The organism is Vibrio syngnathi (assembly GCF_002119525.1).
Lineage (GTDB): Bacteria > Pseudomonadota > Gammaproteobacteria > Enterobacterales > Vibrionaceae > Vibrio > Vibrio syngnathi.
The window spans coordinates 90,094-114,326 of sequence record NZ_CP017917.1 but is presented as its reverse complement, the minus strand read 5'-3'; the positions used below and the strand labels follow the sequence as shown (position 1 = coordinate 114,326).

General features: G+C 44.9%; 22 protein-coding genes and 2 pseudogenes. 11 read left to right on the top strand and 13 right to left on the bottom strand.

Going from position 1 to position 24,233, the window contains the following annotated elements; translation table 11 throughout:
- The first annotated feature begins 200 nt into the window (after positions 1-200).
- Entirely contained in the window at positions 201-986 is a 786-nt protein-coding gene (locus K08M4_RS15525; RefSeq protein WP_086050526.1) for a DeoR/GlpR family transcriptional regulator, read from the top strand.
- 267 nt (positions 987-1,253) lie between these two features.
- Positions 1,254-2,813, top strand: coding sequence for a glycerol-3-phosphate dehydrogenase (gene glpD, locus K08M4_RS15520; protein ID WP_086051486.1), 1,560 nt, complete (start codon positions 1,254-1,256; stop codon positions 2,811-2,813).
- 274 nt (positions 2,814-3,087) lie between these two features.
- Here the strand turns inward: glpD and K08M4_RS15515 are convergent, their stop codons facing one another.
- The 3 genes from K08M4_RS15515 to K08M4_RS15505 all read right to left on the bottom strand — a co-directional run bounded on the left by K08M4_RS15515 (position 3,088) and on the right by K08M4_RS15505 (position 5,140).
- The gene (locus tag K08M4_RS15515; RefSeq protein WP_012600119.1) at positions 3,088-3,324 is read right to left on the bottom strand and encodes an HP1242/YdcH family protein; all 237 of its coding nucleotides are present in this window, start codon (positions 3,322-3,324) and stop codon (positions 3,088-3,090) included.
- Positions 3,325-3,669: 345 nt separating this feature from the next.
- A complete protein-coding gene (locus K08M4_RS15510) occupies positions 3,670-4,518 on the bottom strand; it encodes a DUF1214 domain-containing protein (RefSeq protein WP_232460253.1) in 849 nt (282 codons plus the stop codon).
- Positions 4,487-5,140 carry a radical SAM protein gene (locus K08M4_RS15505; protein WP_198299345.1) on the bottom strand — a complete coding sequence of 218 codons (654 nt, stop codon included), beginning with the start codon at positions 5,138-5,140 and terminating at the stop codon, positions 4,487-4,489. The genes K08M4_RS15510 and K08M4_RS15505 overlap by 32 nt, the downstream gene beginning before the upstream one ends.
- Before the next feature lie 242 nt (positions 5,141-5,382).
- Here K08M4_RS15505 and K08M4_RS15500 point away from each other — a divergent pair.
- Positions 5,383-5,910: pseudogene (locus K08M4_RS15500) on the top strand (DUF1254 domain-containing protein); the annotation flags it as partial.
- 438 nt (positions 5,911-6,348) lie between these two features.
- A complete protein-coding gene (nfsA, locus tag K08M4_RS15490) occupies positions 6,349-7,071 on the top strand; it encodes an oxygen-insensitive NADPH nitroreductase (RefSeq protein WP_004732266.1) in 723 nt (240 codons plus the stop codon).
- A 119-nt stretch (positions 7,072-7,190) separates the two neighbouring features.
- On the opposite strand, the gene K08M4_RS15485 is transcribed toward nfsA, so the two are convergent.
- Together K08M4_RS15485 and K08M4_RS15480 are read right to left on the bottom strand one after the other, a co-directional pair.
- Positions 7,191-8,723, bottom strand: coding sequence for a phospholipase D family protein (locus K08M4_RS15485; RefSeq protein ID WP_086050525.1), 1,533 nt, complete (start codon positions 8,721-8,723; stop codon positions 7,191-7,193).
- A 161-nt stretch (positions 8,724-8,884) separates the two neighbouring features.
- Positions 8,885-9,448, bottom strand: coding sequence for a TetR/AcrR family transcriptional regulator (locus K08M4_RS15480; RefSeq protein ID WP_086050524.1), 564 nt, complete (start codon positions 9,446-9,448; stop codon positions 8,885-8,887).
- 93 nt (positions 9,449-9,541) lie between these two features.
- Here K08M4_RS15480 and K08M4_RS15475 point away from each other — a divergent pair, with 93 nt between their 5' ends.
- Together K08M4_RS15475 and K08M4_RS15470 are read left to right on the top strand one after the other, a co-directional pair.
- Entirely contained in the window at positions 9,542-10,075 is a 534-nt protein-coding gene (locus tag K08M4_RS15475) for a dihydrofolate reductase family protein (RefSeq protein WP_198299344.1), read from the top strand.
- Between the two features lie 139 nt (positions 10,076-10,214).
- Complete coding sequence (locus K08M4_RS15470; protein ID WP_086050522.1) at positions 10,215-10,712, top strand: hypothetical protein; 498 nt, start codon at positions 10,215-10,217, stop codon at positions 10,710-10,712.
- A gap of 154 nt (positions 10,713-10,866) precedes the next feature.
- Here K08M4_RS15470 and K08M4_RS15465 read toward each other — a convergent pair whose 3' ends face one another.
- Positions 10,867-11,748, bottom strand: coding sequence for a LysR family transcriptional regulator (locus tag K08M4_RS15465; protein WP_086050521.1), 882 nt, complete (start codon positions 11,746-11,748; stop codon positions 10,867-10,869).
- A gap of 280 nt (positions 11,749-12,028) precedes the next feature.
- Between K08M4_RS15465 and K08M4_RS15460 the strand changes: the two genes are divergently transcribed.
- Positions 12,029-13,216, top strand: a complete 1,188-nt coding sequence (locus tag K08M4_RS15460; protein WP_086050520.1) for an MFS transporter — start codon at positions 12,029-12,031, stop codon at positions 13,214-13,216.
- Positions 13,217-13,329: 113 nt separating this feature from the next.
- On the opposite strand, the gene K08M4_RS15455 is transcribed toward K08M4_RS15460, so the two are convergent.
- From K08M4_RS15455 to K08M4_RS15440, 4 genes are all read right to left on the bottom strand, one after another.
- Entirely contained in the window at positions 13,330-13,893 is a 564-nt protein-coding gene (locus tag K08M4_RS15455) for a sugar O-acetyltransferase (protein WP_086050519.1), read from the bottom strand.
- Positions 13,894-14,096: 203 nt separating this feature from the next.
- Positions 14,097-15,095 carry a LacI family DNA-binding transcriptional regulator gene (locus K08M4_RS15450; RefSeq protein ID WP_086050518.1) on the bottom strand — a complete coding sequence of 333 codons (999 nt, stop codon included), beginning with the start codon at positions 15,093-15,095 and terminating at the stop codon, positions 14,097-14,099.
- A 99-nt stretch (positions 15,096-15,194) separates the two neighbouring features.
- Positions 15,195-16,634 carry a 6-phospho-beta-glucosidase gene (locus K08M4_RS15445; RefSeq protein WP_086050517.1) on the bottom strand — a complete coding sequence of 480 codons (1,440 nt, stop codon included), beginning with the start codon at positions 16,632-16,634 and terminating at the stop codon, positions 15,195-15,197.
- 231 nt (positions 16,635-16,865) lie between these two features.
- Positions 16,866-17,255: a VOC family protein gene (locus tag K08M4_RS15440; protein ID WP_086050516.1), complete on the bottom strand. Its 390-nt coding sequence runs from the start codon at positions 17,253-17,255 to the stop codon at positions 16,866-16,868.
- Positions 17,256-17,464: 209 nt separating this feature from the next.
- On the opposite strand from K08M4_RS15440, the gene K08M4_RS15435 reads away from it, so the two are divergent.
- A complete protein-coding gene (locus K08M4_RS15435) occupies positions 17,465-18,364 on the top strand; it encodes a DMT family transporter (protein WP_086050515.1) in 900 nt (299 codons plus the stop codon).
- Here K08M4_RS15435 and K08M4_RS15430 read toward each other — a convergent pair.
- Positions 18,361-19,263, bottom strand: a complete 903-nt coding sequence (locus K08M4_RS15430; RefSeq protein WP_086050514.1) for a LysR family transcriptional regulator — start codon at positions 19,261-19,263, stop codon at positions 18,361-18,363. The two genes, K08M4_RS15435 and K08M4_RS15430, sit on opposite strands and share 4 nt — an antisense overlap.
- 188 nt (positions 19,264-19,451) lie before the next feature.
- Between K08M4_RS15430 and K08M4_RS15425 the strand changes: the two genes are divergently transcribed.
- Positions 19,452-21,524, top strand: a complete 2,073-nt coding sequence (locus K08M4_RS15425) for an alkyl/aryl-sulfatase (RefSeq protein ID WP_086050513.1) — start codon at positions 19,452-19,454, stop codon at positions 21,522-21,524.
- 116 nt (positions 21,525-21,640) lie between these two features.
- Here K08M4_RS15425 and K08M4_RS15420 read toward each other — a convergent pair whose 3' ends face one another.
- On the bottom strand, positions 21,641-22,342 hold the full coding sequence (locus K08M4_RS15420) for a lipoate--protein ligase family protein (protein ID WP_086050512.1): 702 nt from the start codon (positions 22,340-22,342) through the stop codon (positions 21,641-21,643).
- Between the two features lie 164 nt (positions 22,343-22,506).
- A complete protein-coding gene (locus tag K08M4_RS15415; protein ID WP_086050511.1) occupies positions 22,507-22,779 on the bottom strand; it encodes an MJ0042-type zinc finger domain-containing protein in 273 nt (90 codons plus the stop codon).
- A 178-nt stretch (positions 22,780-22,957) separates the two neighbouring features.
- Here K08M4_RS15415 and K08M4_RS15410 point away from each other — a divergent pair.
- Positions 22,958-23,155: pseudogene (locus K08M4_RS15410) on the top strand (IS110 family transposase); the annotation flags it as partial.
- Between the two features lie 136 nt (positions 23,156-23,291).
- Entirely contained in the window at positions 23,292-24,191 is a 900-nt protein-coding gene (locus tag K08M4_RS15405; protein WP_086050509.1) for a homocysteine S-methyltransferase family protein, read from the top strand.
- Positions 24,192-24,233 lie beyond the last annotated feature (42 nt).

Sequence of the window (24,233 nt, the reverse complement as noted above, 5' to 3'; positions counted from 1 at the left end):
AACTAAAAAGAGCACTATTTTGTGCTCTTTTTTGCGTTTCAGGCTCAAATTCCGCGTTTTGCGCAGCGTTTTTGCGGTTTAGACATGATTCCTTACCATCATTACTTCTCTCTTTTCATCAATTCGAGCACAATAGCGTGAGTTTATATTTTCGATTTTGACGCGCTAGAGCCCTTTGCGCGCAGGGAGTGGTAAGTTAAGTGAAGCAGATACCAAGACACCAGCAGATTGTAGATCTGGTAAAAACACAAGGATATGTAAGTACCGAAGAGCTCGTTGAAAAGTTCGATGTCAGCCCACAAACCATCAGACGAGACCTCAATGAACTTGCCGATAGCAACAAAATTCGTCGCTATCATGGTGGTGCAACCATTCCTTTAAGCTCGGAAAATACCTCGTATAACACGCGTAAAGCGCTTAACTTCAACGAAAAAGACGTGATCGCCGACGAACTAGTTAAGCACATCCCAGATGGTGCAACCCTATTCGTTGATATCGGTACCACGCCAGAATCGGTGGCACGCGCACTCAACAAAAACCACAAACAACTAAGAGTCGTCACCAACAACATCAACGTTGCCAGCATCCTTCTACCGAACCCAGAGATCAAGGTTATCTTGGCGGGTGGCGAAGTGAGAAACCGTGATGGCGGCATAGTTGGCGAAGCGACACTCGATTTCGTGAAGCAGTTCCGCCTTGATTTCGGTATTTTGGGCATCAGCGGCATCGACTTTGATGGCTCACTGCTCGACTTTGATTACCACGAAGTTCGTGTGAAACAAGCTATCATCGAAAACAGTCGCAGCATCTTCTTAGCCGTCGACCACACCAAGTTTGGCCGTAACGCGATGGTTAAGCTCGGTAATATCTCTCAAGCGCACATGGTCTTTACCAATAAACAGCCACCAGAAGAGATTCTCAACATCCTTAAAGATTCAGCAATACCATTAGAAGTGATCAATACCGCTCGTCCTGTGAGCGAATAACTCACATAAGTGCTCGGTGAGCCACTTTCTATAATGAATCACGATTCTTTATAGAAAAGTTAAAAAAGTAAAACTTGCTCACTACCACTGTCGCTTCTATGCTCGAATTAGACTTATTTGAACCTCTGCTTTCATAAGCAGAGGTTTTTTTATGCCCAAATCACATAAAACGCGCATAAACGAAAATAATAAATGACCGCAAACGAAAGTTCATATAGGATTCAATTATGTTCTAAAATGCTCGTTCGCTCAGAAGAGGTCAAAACCATGAGTGCTCAACAAAATAATTCAAACAACAGTACATCTTCCACTTTAGACTTGATCGTGATTGGCGGCGGCATCAATGGTGCAGGCATCGCGGCAGATGCATCAGGTCGTGGTCTAAACGTTGGCTTATACGAAGCAAATGATTTCGCGTCTGCGACGTCTTCCGCTAGCTCAAAGCTTATCCACGGTGGCCTACGCTACCTTGAACATTACGAATTTCGTTTGGTTTCGGAAGCACTCGCTGAACGTGAAGTCTTGTTAAGAAAAGCGCCTCACGTTGCTCAGCCAATGCGTTTCCGTTTACCTCATCGACCATTTTTACGCCCAGCTTGGATGATTCGCTGTGGCCTATTCCTTTACGATAACTTGGGTAAGCGCACCACTCTTCCTGGAAGTAAGGCCGTCAACCTAGCAAAATCAGGGCTACTGAAACCAGAAATGAAGACAGGCTTCGAATACTCAGATTGCTGGGTGGATGATGCTCGTATGGTATTGCTCAACGTGTTGGCAGCAAAAGAAAACAACGCAGAAGTACGTAACTACTGCCGTGTTGAAAAAGCGCACCGCGAAGGTGGTATTTGGCATGTGACGATCCTTGATGTCATGACAAACCAGCGTTTTGAACGTAAATCGAAAGCACTGGTTAACGCAGCTGGCCCTTGGGTTAAGCAATTCTTCGATGATGGATTAGAGCAGGCTTCGCCTCGTAATATTCGTCTGATCAAAGGCTCGCACATTGTTGTGCCACGCATTCACGATGAACCACAAGCGTACATTCTGCAAAACAAAGACAATCGCATTGTGTTCATGATCCCTTACCTAGATAAGTTCTCGATCATCGGTACCACCGACCTTGAATACAAAGGCGACCCACGTAATGTCGCAATTGATGATGTCGAAGTGGATTACTTGATTGATATCGTTAACCAGCACTTTGTTAAACAGCTTGGCCGTGAAGACGTGGTTTGGACATACAGTGGTGTAAGACCGCTTTGTGACGACGAATCCGATTCACCACAAGCGATCACTCGTGACTACACGTTGGAATTGGACGCAGAGCTGGATCAAGCACCTTTGCTTTCGGTTTTCGGTGGCAAGTTAACCACTTACCGAAAACTCGGCGAAGCGGCACTTAAGAAACTTGAGCCACACCTAACCAACATGGGGGCACCATGGACAGCTAACGACACGCTTCCAGGTGGTAACTTTAGTTGCAGCAGAGAGCAACTTGCGAAGATGATCCACACTAAATACCCTTGGGCATCTGAAGCGTTGTTACTTCGCTACGTGACTCAATTTGGTACTTACACGTGGAAGCTACTTGAGGGCGCAAATAGCGAAGCTGACCTTGGCAGCCAATTTTCAAACGAAGCGCATGGCGTTTATCAAGTTGAGATCGATTACTTGATCAATGAAGAGATGGCGATGACTGACGAAGACATCTTGTGGCGCAGAACCAAGCTTGGTCTGTACATGAGTGAATCAGAGCAGCATGCAGTAACGGATTACCTGAAAGAGAAACTACAAAGAAAGGTAGTGAGCTTTTCTCAAGTGGGCTAATTCCACCAGCCTAAACATGGTTCAAGAACATACTTAACAACCAAGCTTAGCGTCCCCCGCGCTAAGCTTTTTTATACCCACCCTATTTACAAAACCTTAATGCTAATTGGGTTTGCCTACATCTACGGTTTTATTGTATCCAAATATTCTTATGCGTTGAGATAGAGACTGGAACGCAGAAACGAAAAAAACTCCCGAAGGAGTTTTTATAGTCTAAATCTGCAATTCGCTAACTAACTATTTAATTTAGCTATTCAGCAAAACAACCCGCTAGCTAGGCTATTAAGCGAGCATGCAGTGAATCTTTAAGCTCAGAACGATCATGCTTCAATTGGTGCATCGAGCCGTCATCAATGGGTGAATCTTTCAGCTCTAGTTTACGAATCTCTTTATCAAGGTTGTCGTATGTCTTCATATCTGCTGCAAAGCCATCGTCAGTTTTAGCAAGCTCAGCAATTTTGTCTTTCATTTCAGGAAATTCGTGAACAAGAGAGTGATTTTCACCTAGTATAGAAACCTCTTAAGTTGAATAAAGTGATTGGTAGTACACATTCATTATTTACCTTAGCAAGGGACTCAAATAACAAATGAGATCCAGTACACAGCCTAGAATATAGACAATTAAGATTCACAAACTTACAACATCAGTCGGTGAGATTCGGTGTTTTACATAGAAGAAAGCCTCACCTACCGCTAAAGCCTTGGTTAATGAAAAAGTATCGCTTCATTAGCCAACGAACCTATGTTTACAAAAAGCAGAACTTCAATTTCTCAAAGTTCAGCTTTCTAAGTTCGTTATTATTTACGCTCTGCGCTTTTTCACTCATTGGCTGATTTAAACAGGCGATCTAAGTCATCACTTTATCGTGGATTTCTTGACCTTAGTAAACGGTGTCGATTTCCACTTGTCTGTTATGACCTCTTCACCGGGCGTGTACATACGTAACACTGAATACCATTGATGATCGGGGATAGGTAAGAAGTTAGGATCATCTTCATGCCCTTTTACATCGCTACTCATGTAAATGGTGTAACTGCCATCAGCATTAGGCGTTAGCGTTCTGTCTCCACGGGAATGGCGGTTTAACTCGTTTTTCTCCATCAATCGGGTTTCACCACTGTAAGCCGTGTATGACCAAAAACCACCCTCTTCTAGCGGTGGCGCATCGAAGGTCACCGTGTAATCATATTTTCCACCATCGAGCGCAGCACCTTCACTATCAAAGAAGTCACCGCTATACATAGTGTGCTTTGCAGGCAGCCCCCATTGGCCCATCAACGTACCGTAGGCGTGTTGAAAGCTTGGAACCTTTGTCATTTCATCGCGAGTGCCTAATACGTCACGAGAATCATCAAAGCCCGCATTAGTGATTCGTTCCAGCCCCTCTTTTTGGCCAGACTCGATCATACGAAGCTGATCTACCGTAAATGGATTACTGACGTTGCCTAAATCAGAGTCACCTAAACCAAGTTGCTTAAATTGCTCAAGAAGCTTTTGGTCATGTGCCTTCATCGTTCCTTCAGACAAAATAAAATTGGTTCGTTCAACCCAATTAGAGTCTTTAGGATCTGGATATTCGCGAACAACGGGATCTGGACCTTTCTGACCTAAGTATTCCGACAAAGTCCTAATGTTCCATTGATCCATGAGCTTTTGAGCGGTTGCAGAATCGTCACCGCCAAGGTCCATGATTCGACCAATCATGCCCTGTTCGCCTATCTAATTCATGATCGATACAAGGCTGAAACTGCATATAACCACTGCCATTTTCAACCAAAAACTGATAAATCGTTTTACCATGTTTGTAGGTTTTATTATTCACGACCGTTAACGTATTAAACTCAACATCATGCTTTTTCAGATAAGACATTCCACGCATTGTGCGCTCAAAAGACGACTGACCATTTTTATCAATCCGAGCGATGTCATTCAGAATATTGGGTCCATCGATACTGATGCCCATCATGAAATTGTGTTTAGCAAAGAAGCTCGCCCAGCGATCGTTAATCATGGTGCCATTGGTCTGCATGGTATTTACGACACGCTTTTTCGTCGCTTTGCTTGCCTGTGCTTTCATTGCTGTTTCATAGAAATCGAGCCCTCTTAACATGGGCTCGCCACCATGCCAGATAAAGTCCACTTGCTGAGCTTTCATTGGCTGCGCGTCGATATGAGCACCGACAATTTGCTCCATCATGTCCAGAGACATCGAAGACCTTTTGTCGCCATCTTGTCTATTGAGGTAATAGCAGTAGCTACAATCCAGATTGCACTGAGCCCCTTCGGCTTTAATGAATAAGCTAAAAGGATGAGTTGATGTGTTCATATTGATTCCCGTACTTTTTTGTCAACATATCAACCGCAAATCAATCAAACAATAGCGCCTCAGTCGCCCTATTAACACACGCTATCCAAGCGCCTTTCCACTTCAAAAAAACATCAAATAAAGCAATGAGTTAAATAACAAAAATAGCGTATTAACATCCTTAATATCGGCTATTACACTCCTTAATCTCACTTACTCATATGATAAATGCCTAACTCTGTTCCTACGATCTAAGGTTTTCCATGAGAAAGCTGCTCTATAAGAAAAGTGTACTGACCAGTTTAGTGTGTTCTTTGTCCAGTATTATCGCGATGCCATCCCTTGCCCAACAATCTATTAATCCTGAAGAAGAGCTCGCTTACAACTTAGGTGTTCAAGCGTTTATCTACGGTACGGGTCCATTAACCGTGGCGGCGGTTAGGCAAACAACCACATCGGTTGACGCGCCGATGGACAACGCCATGGCACCATTGAATGAGATGGGTAAGACACGCGTTCTATCTGGGCCTCAGGATAGAATTGTGCCTACTGTCAACAACGATACGCTCTACTCACAAGCTCACTACGATCTCGATTTGTCGGGCCCGATGGTGATAGATATTCCTCGTACCGATAGCCGTTACTACATTGTTCAGTTATTGGATGCTTACTCTGATTCGATTGAAGATCTGCACGTCAAGAATGTCGGAGACCACGGTTCAAAAGTGATTTTGGTCAATAAAGGCTGGGCAGGTGAAGTGCCAGAGGGAATTGATCGTGTCGTAGAGTCCTGTAAGCAGTCAAAACAGGGATGTGTTACTCCCGCTCGATAAACAGTGGCGTATCGGATTCGGTGCTGAGAAAAAGATATCCAATGACTTGTATCTTGGGCTGAGCTACCAATACCAGGACTTAGGCCATGGTGAAATTAGTGCTGACTCCGGATTATTTCAGCCTTCTGGTCGCTATTCGACCAACAGAGTCCACTTCATCACGTTATCTCTTCGCCATTAAAGCGAACTCTTGATCGTTCCATTTCTAGCTTCTAGCTTCTAGCTTCTAGCTTCTAGCAGGAAACAGTACGAAAAAAGGATTAACTGTGAGAGCAATCCTTTTGAATTCACGAATATCACTTCGCCAAACAGAAAGGCTCTAACACCCTTTACGCTCATGGTAATAGTCGTTATTGTGATTCTCTACGTCATCATCACAAGGACTGGCTGAGAGTTATGAACAGCACGATTGAAACTATTCTGGGGCACCGCTCCATTCGTCAATATACAAATCAACCGATTGAAAAGGCACAACTTGATGTGATTATTCAGGCCGGTCTTGCCGCGTCATCATCCAGTTTACTGCAGGCTGTTTCTATCGTGAGGGTGACAGACAAAGAGAAGCGCAAACTGTTAGCCGAATACGCAGGCAATCAAGCTTACGTTGAGAACGCGGCTGAGTTTTTGGTGTTCTGTATCGACTATCAACGTCACGCTCAAATCAACCCTGAAGTGAAAACCGACTTTACTGAACTGACCCTGATTGGCGCGGTAGATTCTGGCATCATGGCGCAAAACTGCATGCTGGCTGCTGAGTCTCTAGGTTTGGGTGGCGTATACATTGGTGGTTTGCGTAACAGCGCACAACAAGTCGATGAACTGTTAGAACTACCACAACACACCGCCGTATTGTTCGGAATGTGTTTAGGTCACCCGGCGCAGCAACCAGAGGTTAAGCCTCGCCTTCCAGCTCACGTAGTAATGCACGAAAACCAATACCAGCCATTGAGCTTAGATGAAATTGCTAGCTACGACGATTCAATGCAAAGCTACTACGCAAACCGCTCAAGCAATCAGAAGCAAAGCAGTTGGTCACAACAGATCACGCAAAAGCTGTCTGGTGAGTCTCGCCCACACATTCTGCCTTACTTAAACAGCAAACAGCTGACCAAGCGATAAGTCTAGAACAGAGCTCAATACAGAAAAGACTCAGATGAGCGAGCTCAATTTTCGCCATCACAAACAAAAATGTCAGCGTAATATACGCTGACATTTTTATTTATCCGGAGGCGATTAGCTTACAGATACTTCTCTATCGGTAACAACTGCAGGAAGCCTGACTGCATTCTCTCCCACTTGCCTGTTTCAGGTTCGCTGTCCCAACTTTGCTCGCCGGAATACCAATACACATCACCGTCTTCCAGCTCTAATCGCCAGCTGTTTTCTTCACTCATCGCTTGCTCAATGGTTTCTGCTAATGTTTCAGCTATCTCTTTATTCTCGATGATCAAAACCGATTCCGTATTGAGATAGGTAGAGCGTAAGTTGAAGTTAAATGAGCCGATGCTCGCAATGCTGCGGTCAAATACGACTGATTTAGCATGCAGACCATAAGCGGTCGTTGGGGCGCATTTAGCCGCGTCTTGAGTCGATTCTTCACATAGCTTAGATTCTGGTTTGAGCTCAAACAGATCAATACCATGCTCTAGCATATCGGAACGTCTTCCAGCGTAAGCAGAGTGGTTGCTCACAAGATCATTAGAGGCCATTGAATTGGTCAGCGCCTTTATTTCAACATCGTTGTTACTCAGAGATTGCCACTCATCAAGTTGACCATCATCAAACACTAGATAAGCCGATTCCAACAAGATCTCTTGTTTCGATTCGCTCGCTAGTTTCCCAAGAAGAACCGCGGTCGCTTTCGGTTGATCGGTATTGTCTGAATCGATAGGCACTGGTGGATCGTAAACAAAACGCGCATTTACCCAAGTCATCTCACCAATCACCTCGTTCAGCAAGCTATCAGCAGCCTCAGGATTTAATGGTAACTCAGGGTAATTTTGATAATGCGGAGCGACAATATTATCTATCTTTGAGAGATCGGGTTGTTCATCGTCACCCAACATATCGACGGGGTAAGACCAACGGCTATTCCAGTACTCGATAAAACTTGTTTGGATGGTGTTAACGACTGAGCCCATCACTAACACATCACGATCTCGGAAGTTTATCTCGTCAGAAAGGTCGAAGTATTCATCACCAATATTACGTCCACCCACCACAGACAAGGTGCCATCTACGGTAAACGACTTGTTGTGCATACGGCGGTTTAAGCGAGAAAAGTCACCAACAAAGCTCAGCCACTTACTGAAACCACGTCGCGTTGGCGTTGGGTTGAAAATACGAATCTCGACGTTCGGGTGTGCATCTAGCGCCGACAACAAGCCTTCACGTTCGTTTAGGTTGATATCATCCAGCATTACGCGAACCTTCACACCACGCTCAGCCGCGGCTAATAAACGGCTAGCGAGATAGCTACCCGATTCGTCAGAGTTCCAGATGTAGTATTGGATGTCGATAGTGTGTTCTGCGCTTTCAACCAACGCCAATCGCTGAGCCAATGCATCCCAACCAGATTCTTGTAAACGAACAGCTGTGGTTGCTTGCTCTAATGCTTGAGGTTGATATTCACTGGCTAAAACCGACAGAGTGCTAAGTTCAGGAGAGGTTTGCGGTTCAGCTGGGTGGTCGATGCCTTCGGGTAATGAAGAACAGCCGCCGAGAATAGCGACTAAAACTAAGGTTAAACTGATGCGTTGGAGCACAGGCATGTATCTGACTTCCTTTTCACGATGGCGTCTTTATAAACTTTCCGTACAGCTTTTCAATGAACAAGCTATTCCGATCTATTCATTGATTATTACTGCTAAAGCCTGAAATTTATAGGTAATTATCCAGTATAAATTTAAAGGTCGGTAAATTGGCCTACAGATCACTTAAGTTGAGTGAGCGCCAAACAGTATAAACTCAGCGGCTTTTCGACCATTTCAATAGTGAGTTCAGTTCGGTCTGGGTTGCAGTTCAACGCCAAAGCGTAGCCGTGTAAATAATCCACCAGCAAATCCAACGCGTTTTTGGTTTGCTCTTCGGTTAACGATAACGGGCTCAACACCGCTTCAAAACGCTCGCTAAATACCTCAACCGGCCCAAGAGATTGCATGGTCAGCAGAGTTTCTAGCAACCCACGATAGTCATTCAACACCGACAGGTAACTCACACTGAGTTGATAAAGGTTCTCTTGCCACACTTGGTTTTGTTGAGGCAGCGCGACTTCTCCTACCAAAGAGACAGTGATCGATTCCAAGAGATCATTTTTGTTCTTAAAGTAATGGTATATCGCCATCGCATCCACACCGAGCTCTGTCGCTAGCCCTCGAATACTTGGTACTTTGCCACTCTCTCGCATCATGCTTTTAGCAATAGCGAGAATTCTCTCGGCGCTGAGTTGGCTTGATCCACTCTTTGGTCGACCTCGTTTCTGATCCTTGACAGTCATACCGTCACCTCTTAAACTTTATTTCTACACTGTAGAATATTTTAATTTATTACTGTGTAGATGCCAAGTTTCTCATCGATATCGGAGTTAAAAATGTCAAATATTGTATTCATCGCAACCAGCCTTGACGGTTACATTGCAGACAAGCAAGGCGGCTTAGATTGGTTGCAAGCGATTCCAAATCCAGACGGTGACGACATGGGTTACAACACCCACACCGATCGTATCGATGCACTGGTTATGGGGCGTAATACAATGGACATGGTGCTGAGCTTTGGCATTGATTGGCCTTACAGCAAGCCAGTCTATGTACTGAGCAACACTTTAAATGAAGTACCTCAAGAGCTTGAAGGTAAGGTGTTTTTGATGAAGGGCGAGCTTAAACAGATTGTCGCGGATTTGAATAACAAAGGCCTAAACAACTTGTACATTGATGGCGGCATCACCATTCAAAACTTCATGAAAGAAGACCTGATTGATGAGCTGATCATCTCGACCATTCCTGTCGTGCTTGGTGGCGGGTTTCCGTTATTTGGTGACTTAGTATCTCCCGTCGACTTTACGTTAAAAGACGTCACGACGTACCTTGATGAAATAGTGCAAACGCATTACTTACGTAAGCATTAAAGCTGTTGTTGCTCTAAGGGCATGAAAGGATCAACACCGAAAACATTGTTCACGCGACGTAAGCTTTACCGTCTCTACACAAGCCTCCCCTAAAGTAGTACCCTTTATCGTCTCTCATTCTTGATGGTAGCTGGATATTATGAAGCTTTTGGTCGATCGCACTGGTGAACAGTTTTTAGAAATTCTGCAAGAATCGGGAGACACGCTGACGGTTCAATTCATTACCAATGAAGGCAATCGAAAGGGTAAGCCGTTCCAAGATAATCTGAGTGGATTGTTCCTCACAGGGTGGAAGCCGCGCACTACTTCAACCGCCATCGGATTAGAACGCTTTAAGCGAGGCAAACTTGAAGATCCCAAAGTGAGTTTCGCATTGCACCAACTCTATCCACTCGGTCGAGACGTAAAATTACCTTCTGGTGATATCGCCACAATCGCGAGTTACGCCAATACCCATGCCGATGGCTACTATATGTTTGTGCGCCTCAACGATGAGTTGACCCGACTCAAGATTACGCCCGATTGGGAACTGCAACCTTCCGCTCAGAGATTGGCTCTGCCTTATTACCCAGCGCCAAGAAGCCAGCAAGAACTCGACAATATTGATGACTTCGATGCTTGGGCGGGCGGTTTTTAAACACTGAAAGTCAGTAAACGCTATTGAGATCACATCCACCTATCGAATCTCAATACAACAGTATGCACTCTCTAAACATTGATACGAATACCCGCTCTCAAACGATTCAAATAACGGCTTGGCTGTGTGCTGCTAAAGAGTGTTTCATTCTTTCCTACAAGCTCAAACGGGGCTGAATAAAGTCAATAAACGCCGAGATACGTTTAGAGACAGAGGACGACTTGTAATAAACCGCATTCACTCGCTCTCGGTCTGTGTTGGCAAGTTTGTCTTGTTCCAAAATAGGGATTAGACGCCCTGCTGCCATATCTTCCTGCACCATAAACCCCGATAAACAAGCGATCCCATTTCCAGCTAATACCAGTTGACGCACCGTTTCACCATTACTGGCTGTCACAGTCGGCGCGACATCACTTGGGTTTGGCAAAGGCCAATGGTTAAGCACTTTGTTACCCGCAAACCCCACAATTTGATGCGAACTCAAATCTTCAGGTTTGGTGGGTAGCCCACGCTTAGCGAGATAATCAGGTGACGCCACAATATGGAGTAAGCTTTTTCCTAACGGGCGAGCGTGCAGTGTTGAATCAGACAACTTACCGATTCGAATCGCAACATCAGTTCTCTTTTCCAGAAGATCAACGAAGCCTTCGTTGGAAGTGAGTTCCAACTCAATGTCTGGATAAACCTCTTTGAATGACTGCACCAAAGGCACTAGCTGATGGAATACGAATGGACTGGCGGCATCGACTCTTAAACGACCTTTTGGCAACTCACCGCGCGACACGATTTCTTCTTCCGCGCTCTGAATCATCTGTAATCCCACCCTGACTGAATCGACAAACTGCCGCCCTTCCTCCGTTAATTCCACGCGTCTCGTTGTTCGGTTGAATATTGAGACGCCGAGTTGCGACTCAACCTTACTCACCGCACGAGATACCTTGGCGACCTGCACATCTAGCGCCTCTGCCGCCGCAGAAAACCCGCCAGCATCGACGACGGTGAGTACCATTTCTAAATCATCTGAACGGGTTAACATGAGGCTCCTTCGCTATCTTCATTTTGTTTAATGTCATCTCGCTTGTGCTCATCACAGCTCAAATCACGGTGTCTTTTCGATCTCATCAGCTTAATCCAATGATCGGCTAACTCTCCGATTATTGCAAATAACACAAAGGTTATTTGTTAATGACGGCATTTTTCACAAATATATTTTGCTAGATAATCCTCGCCATCAAACGAAGCGCTCCTATTGCAGTCACAAGCTGCCCCATTTTATCGCGCTCGGTATTTAACAAAGAACAGTAAGAGAGATGATTATGCCACTAGCATTACTCGCATTGACGTTCAGCGCCTTTGCCATCGGAACCACAGAATTTGTCATCGTAGGCTTGATTCCTACCATGGCGAGCGACTTGAATGTATCTCTGCCATCAGCAGGTTTATTAGTCAGTTTATACGCGCTTGGCGTTGCTATTGGCGCACCAGTATTAACGGCATTAACCGGCAAATGGAATCGTAAATCGGTGTTGCTGACCGTGATGGCATTGTTTGTCATTGGTAACTTATTGGCGTGGCAAGCTCCAGGCTATAACACGCTGATCGCCGCACGAATTTTGACTGGCCTTGCCCATGGTGTGTTCTTCTCGATTGGGTCGACCATCGCGACAGGTTTGGTTTCAAAAGATAAAGCAGCCAGTGCCATCGCGATCATGTTTACGGGTTTAACGGTTGCATTGGTAACCGGCGTACCACTGGGCACTTACATCGGCCAAACCTTTGGCTGGCAAGCGACTTTCTTGATCGTTGCTCTGCTTGGTCTTATTGCTCTTATCGGTAGCGCTATCTTGGTTCCAAGCAACCTTAAGCAACCACCAGCGGCGAAGATTTCGGCACAACTAAAGGTTCTAACTCAACCACGCTTACTGTTGGTTTACGCTATCACAGCACTAGGTTATGGCGGCACATTCACAGCCTTTACCTTCCTTGCTCCAATACTGGAAAACGTATCAGGGTTTGATTCGAGCTCTATCAGTTTAATCATGTTGGTTTATGGTGTGTCAGTGGCGGTAGGTAACATCTGGGGCGGTAAAATGGCCGACAAGATGGGCCCAATTAAAGCGCTGACCGTTATCTTCTCTGGTTTAGCCGCAGTATTGGTGGTATTCAACTTTACCGCTGTAAACCCTTATGCAGCCGTTGCGACTATTTTGGTTTGGGGTGCATTTGCATTCGGTAACGTTCCGGGGCTACAAGTGTATGTTGTGAAACTGGCTGAGAAATACACACCAGACGCAGTCGATGTCGCTTCTGGGTTGAACATTGCAGCCTTCAACGTCGGTATTGCATTGGGCTCGTGGGGTGGTGGTTTGATTGTCACGAAATCTGGATTAATGAACACCCCTTGGGTAGGTGCTGTGATTGTTTTGATCGCTCTTATTCTGACTCGATTCAGTGGTGCGTTAGATAAGAAGCAAGCACAACAAGCTGTTCCATCTAGCATCTAGCATCTAGCATCTAGCATCTAGCATCTAGCATCTAGCATCTAGCATCTAGCATCTAGCAAGGATAGAAAAAACAAAGCCCGAACCTAGGTTCGGGCTTCGTCATTTAAATCTGATTATTGTCCGTTATCGATCGCTTTCAGCACTTTACATGGATTACCGACTGCAACCACATTGGCTGGGATGTCTTTAGTTACCACACTGCCTGCGCCAATAACGCTGTTTTCGCCAATGGTTACACCCGGGCAGATGATTACACCACCGCCAAGCCAAACATTGTCGCCAACATTAATCGGTGTGCCAAACTCAACACCCTCTTCAACTCGGCCTTTCACATCAAGTGGATGGCCTGCGGTCAGGATTTGAACGTTTGGACCAAGCAGCACATTGTCGCCAATGGTCACTTCAGCCACATCCAAAATCACGCAGTTAAAGTTAGCGTAGAAGTTCTTGCCCAACTTGATGTTCGAGCCGTAGTCACAACGAAACGGCGGCTCTAAATGCGCATTTTCGCAGCCCGGAATGAGCTCTTGCGTTGCCGCTTCCCATTCGGGTGTATCAGGAATACTGTTATTGATTTTTTGAAGCACCTTACGACATTCGATACGAGCGGCATAAAGCTCTTTATCCCAAGCCTGATAAGGTTCGCCTGCTAGCATTTTTTGTTTTTCTGTTTTCACGTTACTTACCTGTTCTCACATCAATTAGTTATTTTCATATTACTTATCTAGTTTCACATTACTTAACTAATGCAGGTCAATTCATCGACCCAAAAACGCAATATCGCACATCTAAATAACAGTGAATAAAGAGTGTTTACGCTTGGTTGAAGAGATGCGCAGCTCGTCACTTTTTGTAGGTGAAATATGAAATTCGAACGGTGCTAATTTAGCTTCGCTATCGAATCACGTAACACCAAACTGCCAGTGGTATTGATGGTGGTCGCTTGCTCTGTTTCAGCGACAATTTGCAGGATCGCCTTTTGCGTCATTTGCTCTAATGGCACACTGACAGACGTTAAGCTTGGCGTTAAAAACGCCCCCACTTTGCTGTTATCAAAACCGACGATAGAAACATCTTGAGGTAATGAGTACCCAAGTTCGGTTAACGCCTTAATCGCACCTATCGCCATGTCATCGTTTTCCGACAAGATAGCAGTGAATGTTACTTTGCTTTTTACCAGAGCCTGAGCCGCATGATAACCGCTCTCCATCGTCCAATCACCTTGAACAACTTTGGCCTCATCCAATGCAATACCATGTTTAGTTAGCACATCTTGATAGGCTTGGTAACGCAGCTCATCGGTCGAAGAACCGGCTTTACCACGAATAACCGCAATCTCTGTATGACCCTGTTCGATGATGTGTTCCACCATCAAACAAGCGCTCTGATAATGGTCGGTGGTGATAGCATGATTAGGCTTCGACGGCATTTCTCGGTTGAGCACCAAAATCGGTGTGTCAGTGCTTTCGATGATCTTTGCAATCTCACTTTCAGCTAAGCATTGCGGATAAATGATGATGCCCGCGCACTTCATATCCAGCAGGAAGTTGATCGCCTTTATTTCGTCTTCAGCGCTGTGTTTGCCATCGGTGATCACCAGCTGGTGATTCGACTTTTCGCTATAAGAAGCCGCGTGATACATCAAGGAAGAGAAGTAAGGGCCATTGAACAACTCATTGGTGATTACAAAGCCGATGAAATTGGTCTTCTTGGTCGCCAATTGCTGAGCCAACAAGTTCGGTCGATAACCTGTTTCTTGAATCGCATCAAATACCTTTTTCACCACATCTGGGCGCACGATGTTCTTGCCATTTAAGACACGAGAAACGGTCGATTTAGATACGCCTGCGCGGTTTGCGACATCAAGCATGGTTACCATTCGCTTCTTTTCCTTTATAAAAAATTAGCCGACATAGGCCGACTAATTCATTGCAAAATGACAGCTCACAGTTCACATAACTGCGCTGGGAAATGCATTCTAAATAGTGGCACCGTTAGATGCAATCACGCCTTTATACCACTCGAACGACTTCTTGCGCTTGCGTTCTAGTGAGCCAGATTGATCGTTGTGCTTATCTACATAAATGAAGCCATAACGCTTTTTCATCTCACCGGTGGTAAACGACACTAAATCGATACAGCCCCATGGGGTATAACCCATCAAATCAACACCGTCGATTACGACTGCTTTTTTCATCTCTTTGATGTGGTCGCCAAGGTAAGCAATACGGTAGTCGTCGTTAATGCTGCCGTCTTCTTCAACGGTATCAACCGCACCAAAACCGTTTTCAACAATAAACAATGGCACTTCATAACGCTCATACAGAGAAGCTAAACAGAAACGCAAACCTGTTGGATCAATTGGCCAGCCCCAATCGCTCGACTGGATGAACGGGTTTTCGACCGAGTTTTCATGACCGCCGTCCATCGCTTCTTCTGTAGATTGGTGAGAAGAAGAATCCAAGGTATTCGACATGTAGTAGCTAAAGCCTAAGTAATCGGCCTTACCTTCTTTTAGGATCTGCTCATCTTCTGGCTGCATTTCAATATTGAAGCCTTTGATTGCCCAGTCACGCTTAGCGTAATTTGGGTAATGACCACGAACCATCACATCCGAGAAGAAGTAACGATCACGCATCGCTTTCTGCGCCACCATAATGTCTTCTGGCTTTGAAGAACGAGGGTAGAAAGGCACCATCGCACACATTGCACCGATCTGAAGATCTGGGTTGATCTCGTGACCTTTATTAACCACTAAAGCACTTGCCACAAACTGGTGGTGAACTGCTTGATACATAGCTTCTTGCGGCTTTTCGCACTGTGGGAATTTCACGCCCGAGCATAACCAACCGAAAATATCCGCAGAGGTATTCATCTGGTTGTTGATCTCGTTAAACGTCATCCAGTATTTCACTTTGTGCTGATAACGATCCATTACCGTAGTCGAGTACTTAACGAAGAAGTCGATCACTTTACGGTTCATCCAACCGCCGTATTCTTTGGCTAGATGGTAAGGCATTTCAAAGTGGCTCAGCGTTACGACTGGCTGAATTTCGTATTTCAATAGCTCATCAAACAGATCATCGTAGAACGCTAAACCCGCTTCACACGGCTCAGCTTCATCGCCATTAGGGAAAATACGCGTCCAAGCGATACTGGTACGGAAACACTTAAAGCCCATCTCAGCGAATAACTTAATGTCCTCTTTGTATCGATGGTAGAAATCAACAGCGACTTGGTTTGGGTAGTTTTCGCCATCAATCACACCATCGGTGATTCGACGTTGCACGCCATGAGCGCCCGCTGTTAATACATCAACAACACTTACACCCTTGCCATTCGCATCCCAGCCGCCTTCTAGTTGATGCGCCGCAACCGCGCCACCCCATAAAAAATCGTTCGGAAATTCGTTGTTCATACCATTACTCGCTACAAGTTATTCGTGAAAAAGATCAGGGTTAGAGCTGCGCTCACAACTCTGAAACCGATTTCAATAAAAGCCAAGATACAGATTGAAACCGGTTTCAGCAATAACTAAACGATCTTTTTCTGATCGAACTACAGACTAATCAAAAGTCAGCGTTACGATCAGTGCTCTTCAAAATATTGATCATGTGTGTGTTTGCTAGATTGGTCTTGAGTTCTTGCTTCAAGCAGTAAGCTCCAAGCGATTGCCATCAGGATCGAGCACACAGCTCTCATAATAACCATCGCCTGTTCTTCTTGGGCCATCTAAGCGCTCATAGCCGTCTTCAACCAAGCGTTGAGTCAGTTGATCGACCGCTTGTTCCGACCCTAATGAAATCGCCATGTGAATGAAGCCTGTGAACTGGTCATAAATGTCATCTTTCGATTCAGGCACAGAATCCATTTCCATGATCTCTAAACGACTTCCCGTTTCAAACGAGAGGAAGTATGAAGAAAACCCTTTAGTTGGGTTGTGATATTTTGAGTTCGATGTCGCGCCGAAATAATCTTCATAAAATCGCTTTAGTACTTCGAGTTTTTTGGTCCAAATTGCGATGTGTTCAATCTTCATTTTGTTTGCCTAAGTTTGATGTCTAACGCTAGATTACTCATCAAATAAGGAACAATAAACAGAACATAATTCATCAAAAGTGTTCCTATTTAATAGTCAGTTCCGTTATCAAAATACCAACAATTAGCTGCACAGTATTAACATCTAAATTTGTGCAATACATAGCTTTGATCCATAGTCGGTGTTTTACACAATCTGAGATTCAAACTGTGAGCTTTTTAAAACTGATACTACTTGCGGCTATATGGGGCGGTTCGTTTCTGTTCATGAGAATTGCCGCTAATCCATTGGGCCCAGCGGTGTTGATTGAAGCACGAGTACTGTTTGCTGCCATCACTCTATTATTGGTCTCTTTCTACTTGAGAAAGAAGTTGTCGTTCAATTCACATGCTAAACACTTCTTTATTCTTGGATTGTTCAATACTGCGGTTCCCTTTTTACTTTTCGCTTATGCCGCACAAACACTGAACGCCTCGACACTCGCCATCTTGAACTCTACCGCGCCAATATGGGCGGCAATCATTGGTGCGATATGGACGAAAACAGCACTCGAGGCGAGAGTTCTATTAGGACTTGGGATTGGGGTAGCAGGAGTAGGAGTGCTCGTTGGTTGGGATGCGATAAACATCGGCCATGAAGCTGTACTTCCGATTTGTGCTGCGGTGATGGCGGCCTTTAGCTACGGAATAGCATCAAACTATACCAAACAAGCACCTAAAGTTGAGGCATTCAATAATGCTCATGGCAGCATGTGGGCTGCGGTATTGATCGTGTTGCCGTTCATCTTTTTCATTCCGATGAGAGAGGCTCCGGATCTAACTATTACTACATCGGTTATCTTACTGGGCGCGGTGTGTACTGGACTTGCTTACCTGCTTTACTTCAATCTAGTTTCTGAACTCGGCGCGCCTTCAGCCCTGTCCGTTACCTTCATCATTCCGGTATTTGGTATTCTCTGGGGTAACTTATTCTTAGATGAAGCAATTGGCATCAATACGATTACTGGTTCAATTCTGGTAATCACTGGCACCATGTTAGTAACAGGTATGACACCTTCTAAGATGATAGAGAGCGCCAAACAAAAACGAGCAGAAAGAGCATCTCGTTAGTCAGCCATGTATTGTTGGATCTTGTTTCTCAACCACTGATGAGCAGGGTTGGATTCGGTTCTTTTATGCCAAATCATGTATTGCTGCATCGGCAACACCTCAAATGGCTGCTCAAGAACTTGAAGCTGGAATCGCTCCGCAAATTGGTTTGCAAAATCACGAGAAGTACTGCCGACGCAATCAGAACCGGATACCAACACACACATCATCATCAATGAGTCGCACTCTGAACTCACTTTTCTCGGTTTGATCGCCTTCTTGGTGAAATAGTCAGCCGTATAAAGGCGAGAACGACGCATCCTAAAAGTAACATGCTTCTCATCGTAATACTGATCTTCGGTCACGACACCATCAATTCTTGGGTGCCCTTTACGAGCAATCAATACCAACTTGTCCTCAAGCACTTGCTGATTCATATAACCATTGACCTGAGGGTAGTGAATATCGATGGCAAGATCCGCTTGCTGCATGCTCAAACTCTGAAGAAGTTCTTCTTCGTTATTCGGCACCATATTGAATTCGATTGAGATATTTCCCAGCGTTTCATCTTGCTCTACAAGGGGCTGAAGCTTGGTTAAACCGATCTCATTCACTAGAAGTCGGAAGACATGATGCTGCTGATTATCGAACTGCTTTAAGGTACTGACTGCGCTGGTTATCCCCTCGAGTGCAGGTTCTACTCGGCTTGCCAATTGCACCGCAGCATTGGTCGGAATGATCCCTCGCCCTTCACGAATAAACAGGTCAGTATCAAGCTGAGATTGCAGTCGTTTCAATGCCCCACTCACCCCAGGTTGAGTCATACCAAGCGATTCAGATGCAAGCGTGATCGACTTTAATCGATACACCTCTAAGAACACGCTCAATAGATTTAAATCCAACTTTTCCACGTCGCTCACCGTTACTCTCCCTGTCAATGTGGCCTTAATCAATCATAGGTCAGGTTTCGTCTTCGTTCCCCAACCATTGCATGATTCAATACATAGCCATCCGTGATGTATCAACTAAAGCTTACTTTATTTTTTGCTATATGTCTTATTCCTATAATCGCCTCAACGAAACAAAATTCTGAAATGAAGAGGCTCTTATGAAAACTTCTCGCACGTTCAAAAATGCATCACTGTTCCTAGCTATCTCACTCGCATTCCCTGCTGTTGCAGCTAACCATGACCACGCACACTTTAGCGAAATTGGCGACCAAGGTGGCAAAAGCGCAACCGAGATGACCACCAAAGCAAACCAAGAGTTCGCAAAAACACTCAACTTTGCCGACACTCGTGCTTTCGACAATAACAACAAAGGCCTTATTGCTAGCTTCGATCAAGAAACTGGCGATATCATCCGTAACAGCTTCAACTTCATCGAACCAAGTGTTTCAAACGCTGAAAAAGCACCAGATTCAGTAAACCCTTCGCTTTGGCGCCAAGCGGTCTTGAACCAAGCGGCTGAAGGTTTGTACGAGGTTGTACCGGGCAAAGTTTATCAAGTTCGTGGTGCCGATTTGGCATCGATCTCTTTCATCCGTAGTGACAACGGTTGGATCGCCTACGACGTTCTGCTCACCAAAGAAGCGGCCGCTAAATCACTCAAATTCTTTAAGAACAATGTGCCTGATGGCGGTGAACTGCCCGTCGTTGCCATGATTTATTCTCACTCGCACGCTGATCACTTTGGTGGCGCAAGAGCAATCAAAGACGCGTACCCAGATGTAAAAGTCTACGGTTCAAAAAACATCACCAAAGAAATCGTCGACGAAAACGTACTGGCGGGTAATGCAATGTCTCGTCGTACTGCTTATCAATACGGCGCGACACTGAATCGTCATGAACACGGTATTGTGGATGCGGCACTATCGAAAGGCCTATCAACCGGTAGCATTACTTACGTACTGCCAGACTACGAGCTGAACCATAACGAAGAGATTGAAACTCTGGTTATCGACGGCTTAGAAATGCAATTCATGGATGCTTCAGGTACCGAAGCGGCATCAGAAATGGTGACGTATATTCCAAGCATGAAAGCACTTTGGACAGGCGAACTGACCTACCAAGGCATGCATAACCTATACACACTTCGCGGCGCAAAAGTACGTGATGGTTTGAAGTGGTCTAAAAAAATCAACGAGATGTTAGTCACTTGGGGCGAAGAAACAGAGGTGCTATTTGCGTCTCACTCAGCGCCAGTTTGGGGTGAGCAAGAGATCTCTGATTACCTAAAAATGCAGCGTGACGCGTACGGCTTTACTCATAACCAAACGCTTCGTTTAGCCAACAACGGTGTGGTTCTACAAGACATCGGTGACGAGATTTACAAGGTAATGCCAGACAGCATTCAACAGTCTTGGCACACCAACGGTTACCACGGTACTTACTCTCACAATGCTCGCGCTGTGTACAACATGTACCTTGGCTACTTCGACATGAACCCTGCGAACCTGAACCCACTGCAAATTCACCCAGAGTCGGTTAAGTTTGTTGAATACATGGGGGGCAGTGATGCTGTGATTGAGAAAGCGCAGCAAGATTTCCAAGAAGGCGAATATCGTTTCGTCGCAACGGCACTTAACAAGGTTGTCCAAGCTGAACCAGAGAACAAAAAAGCCCGTGGCTTATTGGCAGATACTTACGAGCAGTTAGGTTATAAATCAGAAGGTGCAGGTTGGAGAAACATCTATCTGACGGGTGCTCAAGAACTGCGTATCGGTACACAACCAGGCGCGCCAAAAACCGCTTCTCCGGATGTATTGGCGAACATGACGATTGAAAACCTACTCGATTACTTAGCGGTAAAAGTGGATTCGTTGAAGGCGCAAGACACGCCGTTCACAATGAATATTCAGCTACCTGACATGAAAGAGTTCTACTACGTTGAGATGTCTAATGGCAACCTAAACAACATTCAAGTAAGTCAGCTACAAGATGCGGATACGACACTGATCATCAATAAGTCTGATGTGTCTGACATCGTGTTGAAGAAAACGACGCTCAATAAACTGTTGGAAGAAGGACAAGCTGGCGTGAAAGGTGACAAGACATCGCTCAATAAACTGCTGAATTCTCTGACTGAAGCCGACACCTATTTTGAGATTGTACCTCGCCCGAACAAAGGCGAAGAAGTGGATGCTGAGCTATACCAAGATTCAGCTGTTCACGCTCATTAAGACCTAAAAAACAAAATAATAATAACGTCAACGAAGCCAATATAGGCTATCACAAGGCTAATACCGACCAAGCCTCAGCTAATTCATTTAGTTGAGGCTTTCTTGTTTGGTTAGCATTACGCATACTTGATGAAAGCCTGGCTTAGCTGCTGAAAGAGTGAGTCTACGTTGGGCAGGGTTGCCAAATGCTCAGACAAAGGAGTATGAACCTGCGCATCCACCACGGTTGGGTTATCGCAAACTTGATTATAAAAATTCACGGGAGCAACGATGTTCTCTAGGTCTACGTCTAACAAGATACAGGCTTGCGAAAGTACGATTTGACCGCCCCCTTGTTTAAGCAAAACACGCTGTGCAGTACCCACTATTTTTTGTTTATTGATATTGAGGTTGTAGTCACCATCACAATAAGAACCGGGGGTTGCGTGTACATCCACATCAATGCCCAGTACTTTAAAAAACAGGGTTAATACATCGCATAAATGTCGATACGCTTTTGGGATGTTGTATGCTTCATCACGAGGCCAATGGTAAATGTGCGATAGGTTAATGATCCCTGGTAGTTGGGGAACAGGAGCACCGCCGGTTTTTCGTGAGGTGAGTTGCCAGCCTTGTGCCGCAAGTTGTTTTCTAGACTCTAACGTCACTGGCCACTTTTTACCCGCAGGCAATACGAGTGTTGCCGTTTTTGCTTGCCAAAGCATTAAGGCTTGCGCAATCTCACCGGCCTGTATTTGCTGCAATAACTCATCTTCTTTTTCAAACGCACGATCAACATCAATGTGCGGGTAACGTACGAGTTTATTCGTTAACTTCAATGTACTTTCCCTCTACAGATTGTTATGACCTACCATTTAACGTTCTGAAATGGTTGATGAGATAAACATATCTCCCAAACCCAATCGTACCATTTACTTAATAATACGGCTTCGGGCTTGTTCAACACTCGGGATTTAGTGTTGACTGCGCAACACCTTAATCCTTATTTGTTATAACTACGCTTCCTAATTGGTTGACATATAAACAACAAAAAACAACACGCAAACGCTAATCCTGCTGCATTTAACTCGTTAAGTCCGAATTGATTGACGAAAAGGGAACTACCCGAAGCTGCAAAAAAAAAGGTAGCATAATAATAGACCTTGAACAGCTTTAACTCATGAGAACATTTTTTGCATTTTATTAGTTTGCCAGGGATGAATTTTAACTTATCCCTCACTGTCAAGGACTCTGCGCAGTTTGGGCACTTGAACATATCCACTCCTAATTGGCATTGTAAACCAATAGGCTAATAGCAACTAGTTTACTATGCAAAGCAGTAAGAATTTACTTCGAGGGAGTTCAAAAATGCCACGTAGTTATAACGAATAACATGAATTCTCCTCCCGAGAATCTGCCAAACTTATGTAGTACTTAAATGCACCGGAGGCACCATGTCTGATTATTCTTATTTCTGCGGTATCGACCTAGCTAAAAACCACTTCAGTGTTCATGCTGTAGACCAAAATGGTAAGGCCATACTTCATAAGTTGGTAACTCGCTCTAAACTGCTGACTACAATAGCAAGTATGCCACTCATGCGTATAGATATTGATGCGTGTGGTGGTGAACATTATTGGATAAGGGTGATCTAAATTATGCAGAGGCTATCTCCAAAACAGTCCGACACATTTTATCAATAACACAGAGTCTTGATGGCTTCTGTCTGACAAGGTTGTCTGATATGGTGACGGCAGAACTTCAGCAATTGTTTAGATAGTATTGAATATGAAAACACTAACCATACTTGATGGCGGCATGGGCCGAGAACTCAAAGAAATTGGCGCGCCATTTTCTCAACCGCTTTGGAGTGCTCAAGCGCTGACTGAAGCACCCGAATTTGTCAGCCAAGCGCATCAAAACTTTGTCGATGCAGGTGCTGAAATCTTGATCACCAATAGCTACGCGTGTGTACCTTTTCACTTGGGTGAAGAGCTCTTTGAACAACGAGGCTTTGAACTCGCAGCACTATCTGGCGAACTGGCTAAAGCAGTTGCTGACAAAGCTTCTCACACCGTGAAAGTGGCGGGCGCGATTCCACCACCATTTGGCAGCTACCGACCAGACTTATTTAAGGTCGAAGAGGCAGCGCCAATCATTCAAACGCTTTACGATGCCCAAGACCCGAACATCGATCTTTGGATAGCAGAAACCATCTGTAGCCTGCAAGAATTCGAATCCATTCATGCGGTACTCAAGCAATCAAACAAACCGTGTTATTACGCCTTTAGCTTGGAAGATACCAAGGGCGACTCTGCCAGCATTCGCTCTGGCGAAAGCGTAACAGATGCGATCAAACTTGCCTGCCAATCAAACGCGAAAGGCATTATGTTTAACTGCTCAGTGCCTGAAGTGATGGATCAAGCCATTATTGATGCTAAGAAAGTGATTGGTGAGCTAGGCTGTGATTTAGAAATTGGTGTCTACGCCAACAACTTTGCACCGATCAGTAGCGAACATGAAGCAAATGATATGCTTCAAGAGATACGTGAACTGGATGGTCAAGGTTATTTAGTTTACGCAAAACGCTGGCACGCGCTAGGAGCGAATATTGTCGGTGGCTGTTGTGGCATCGGGCCAAAACACATTCAAGCCCTAGCCGATTGGAAACGCTCCCTACAGAGCTAATCCGGGAGCTGATCCAGAGCTTCAACTAGAATAGAATTAAAT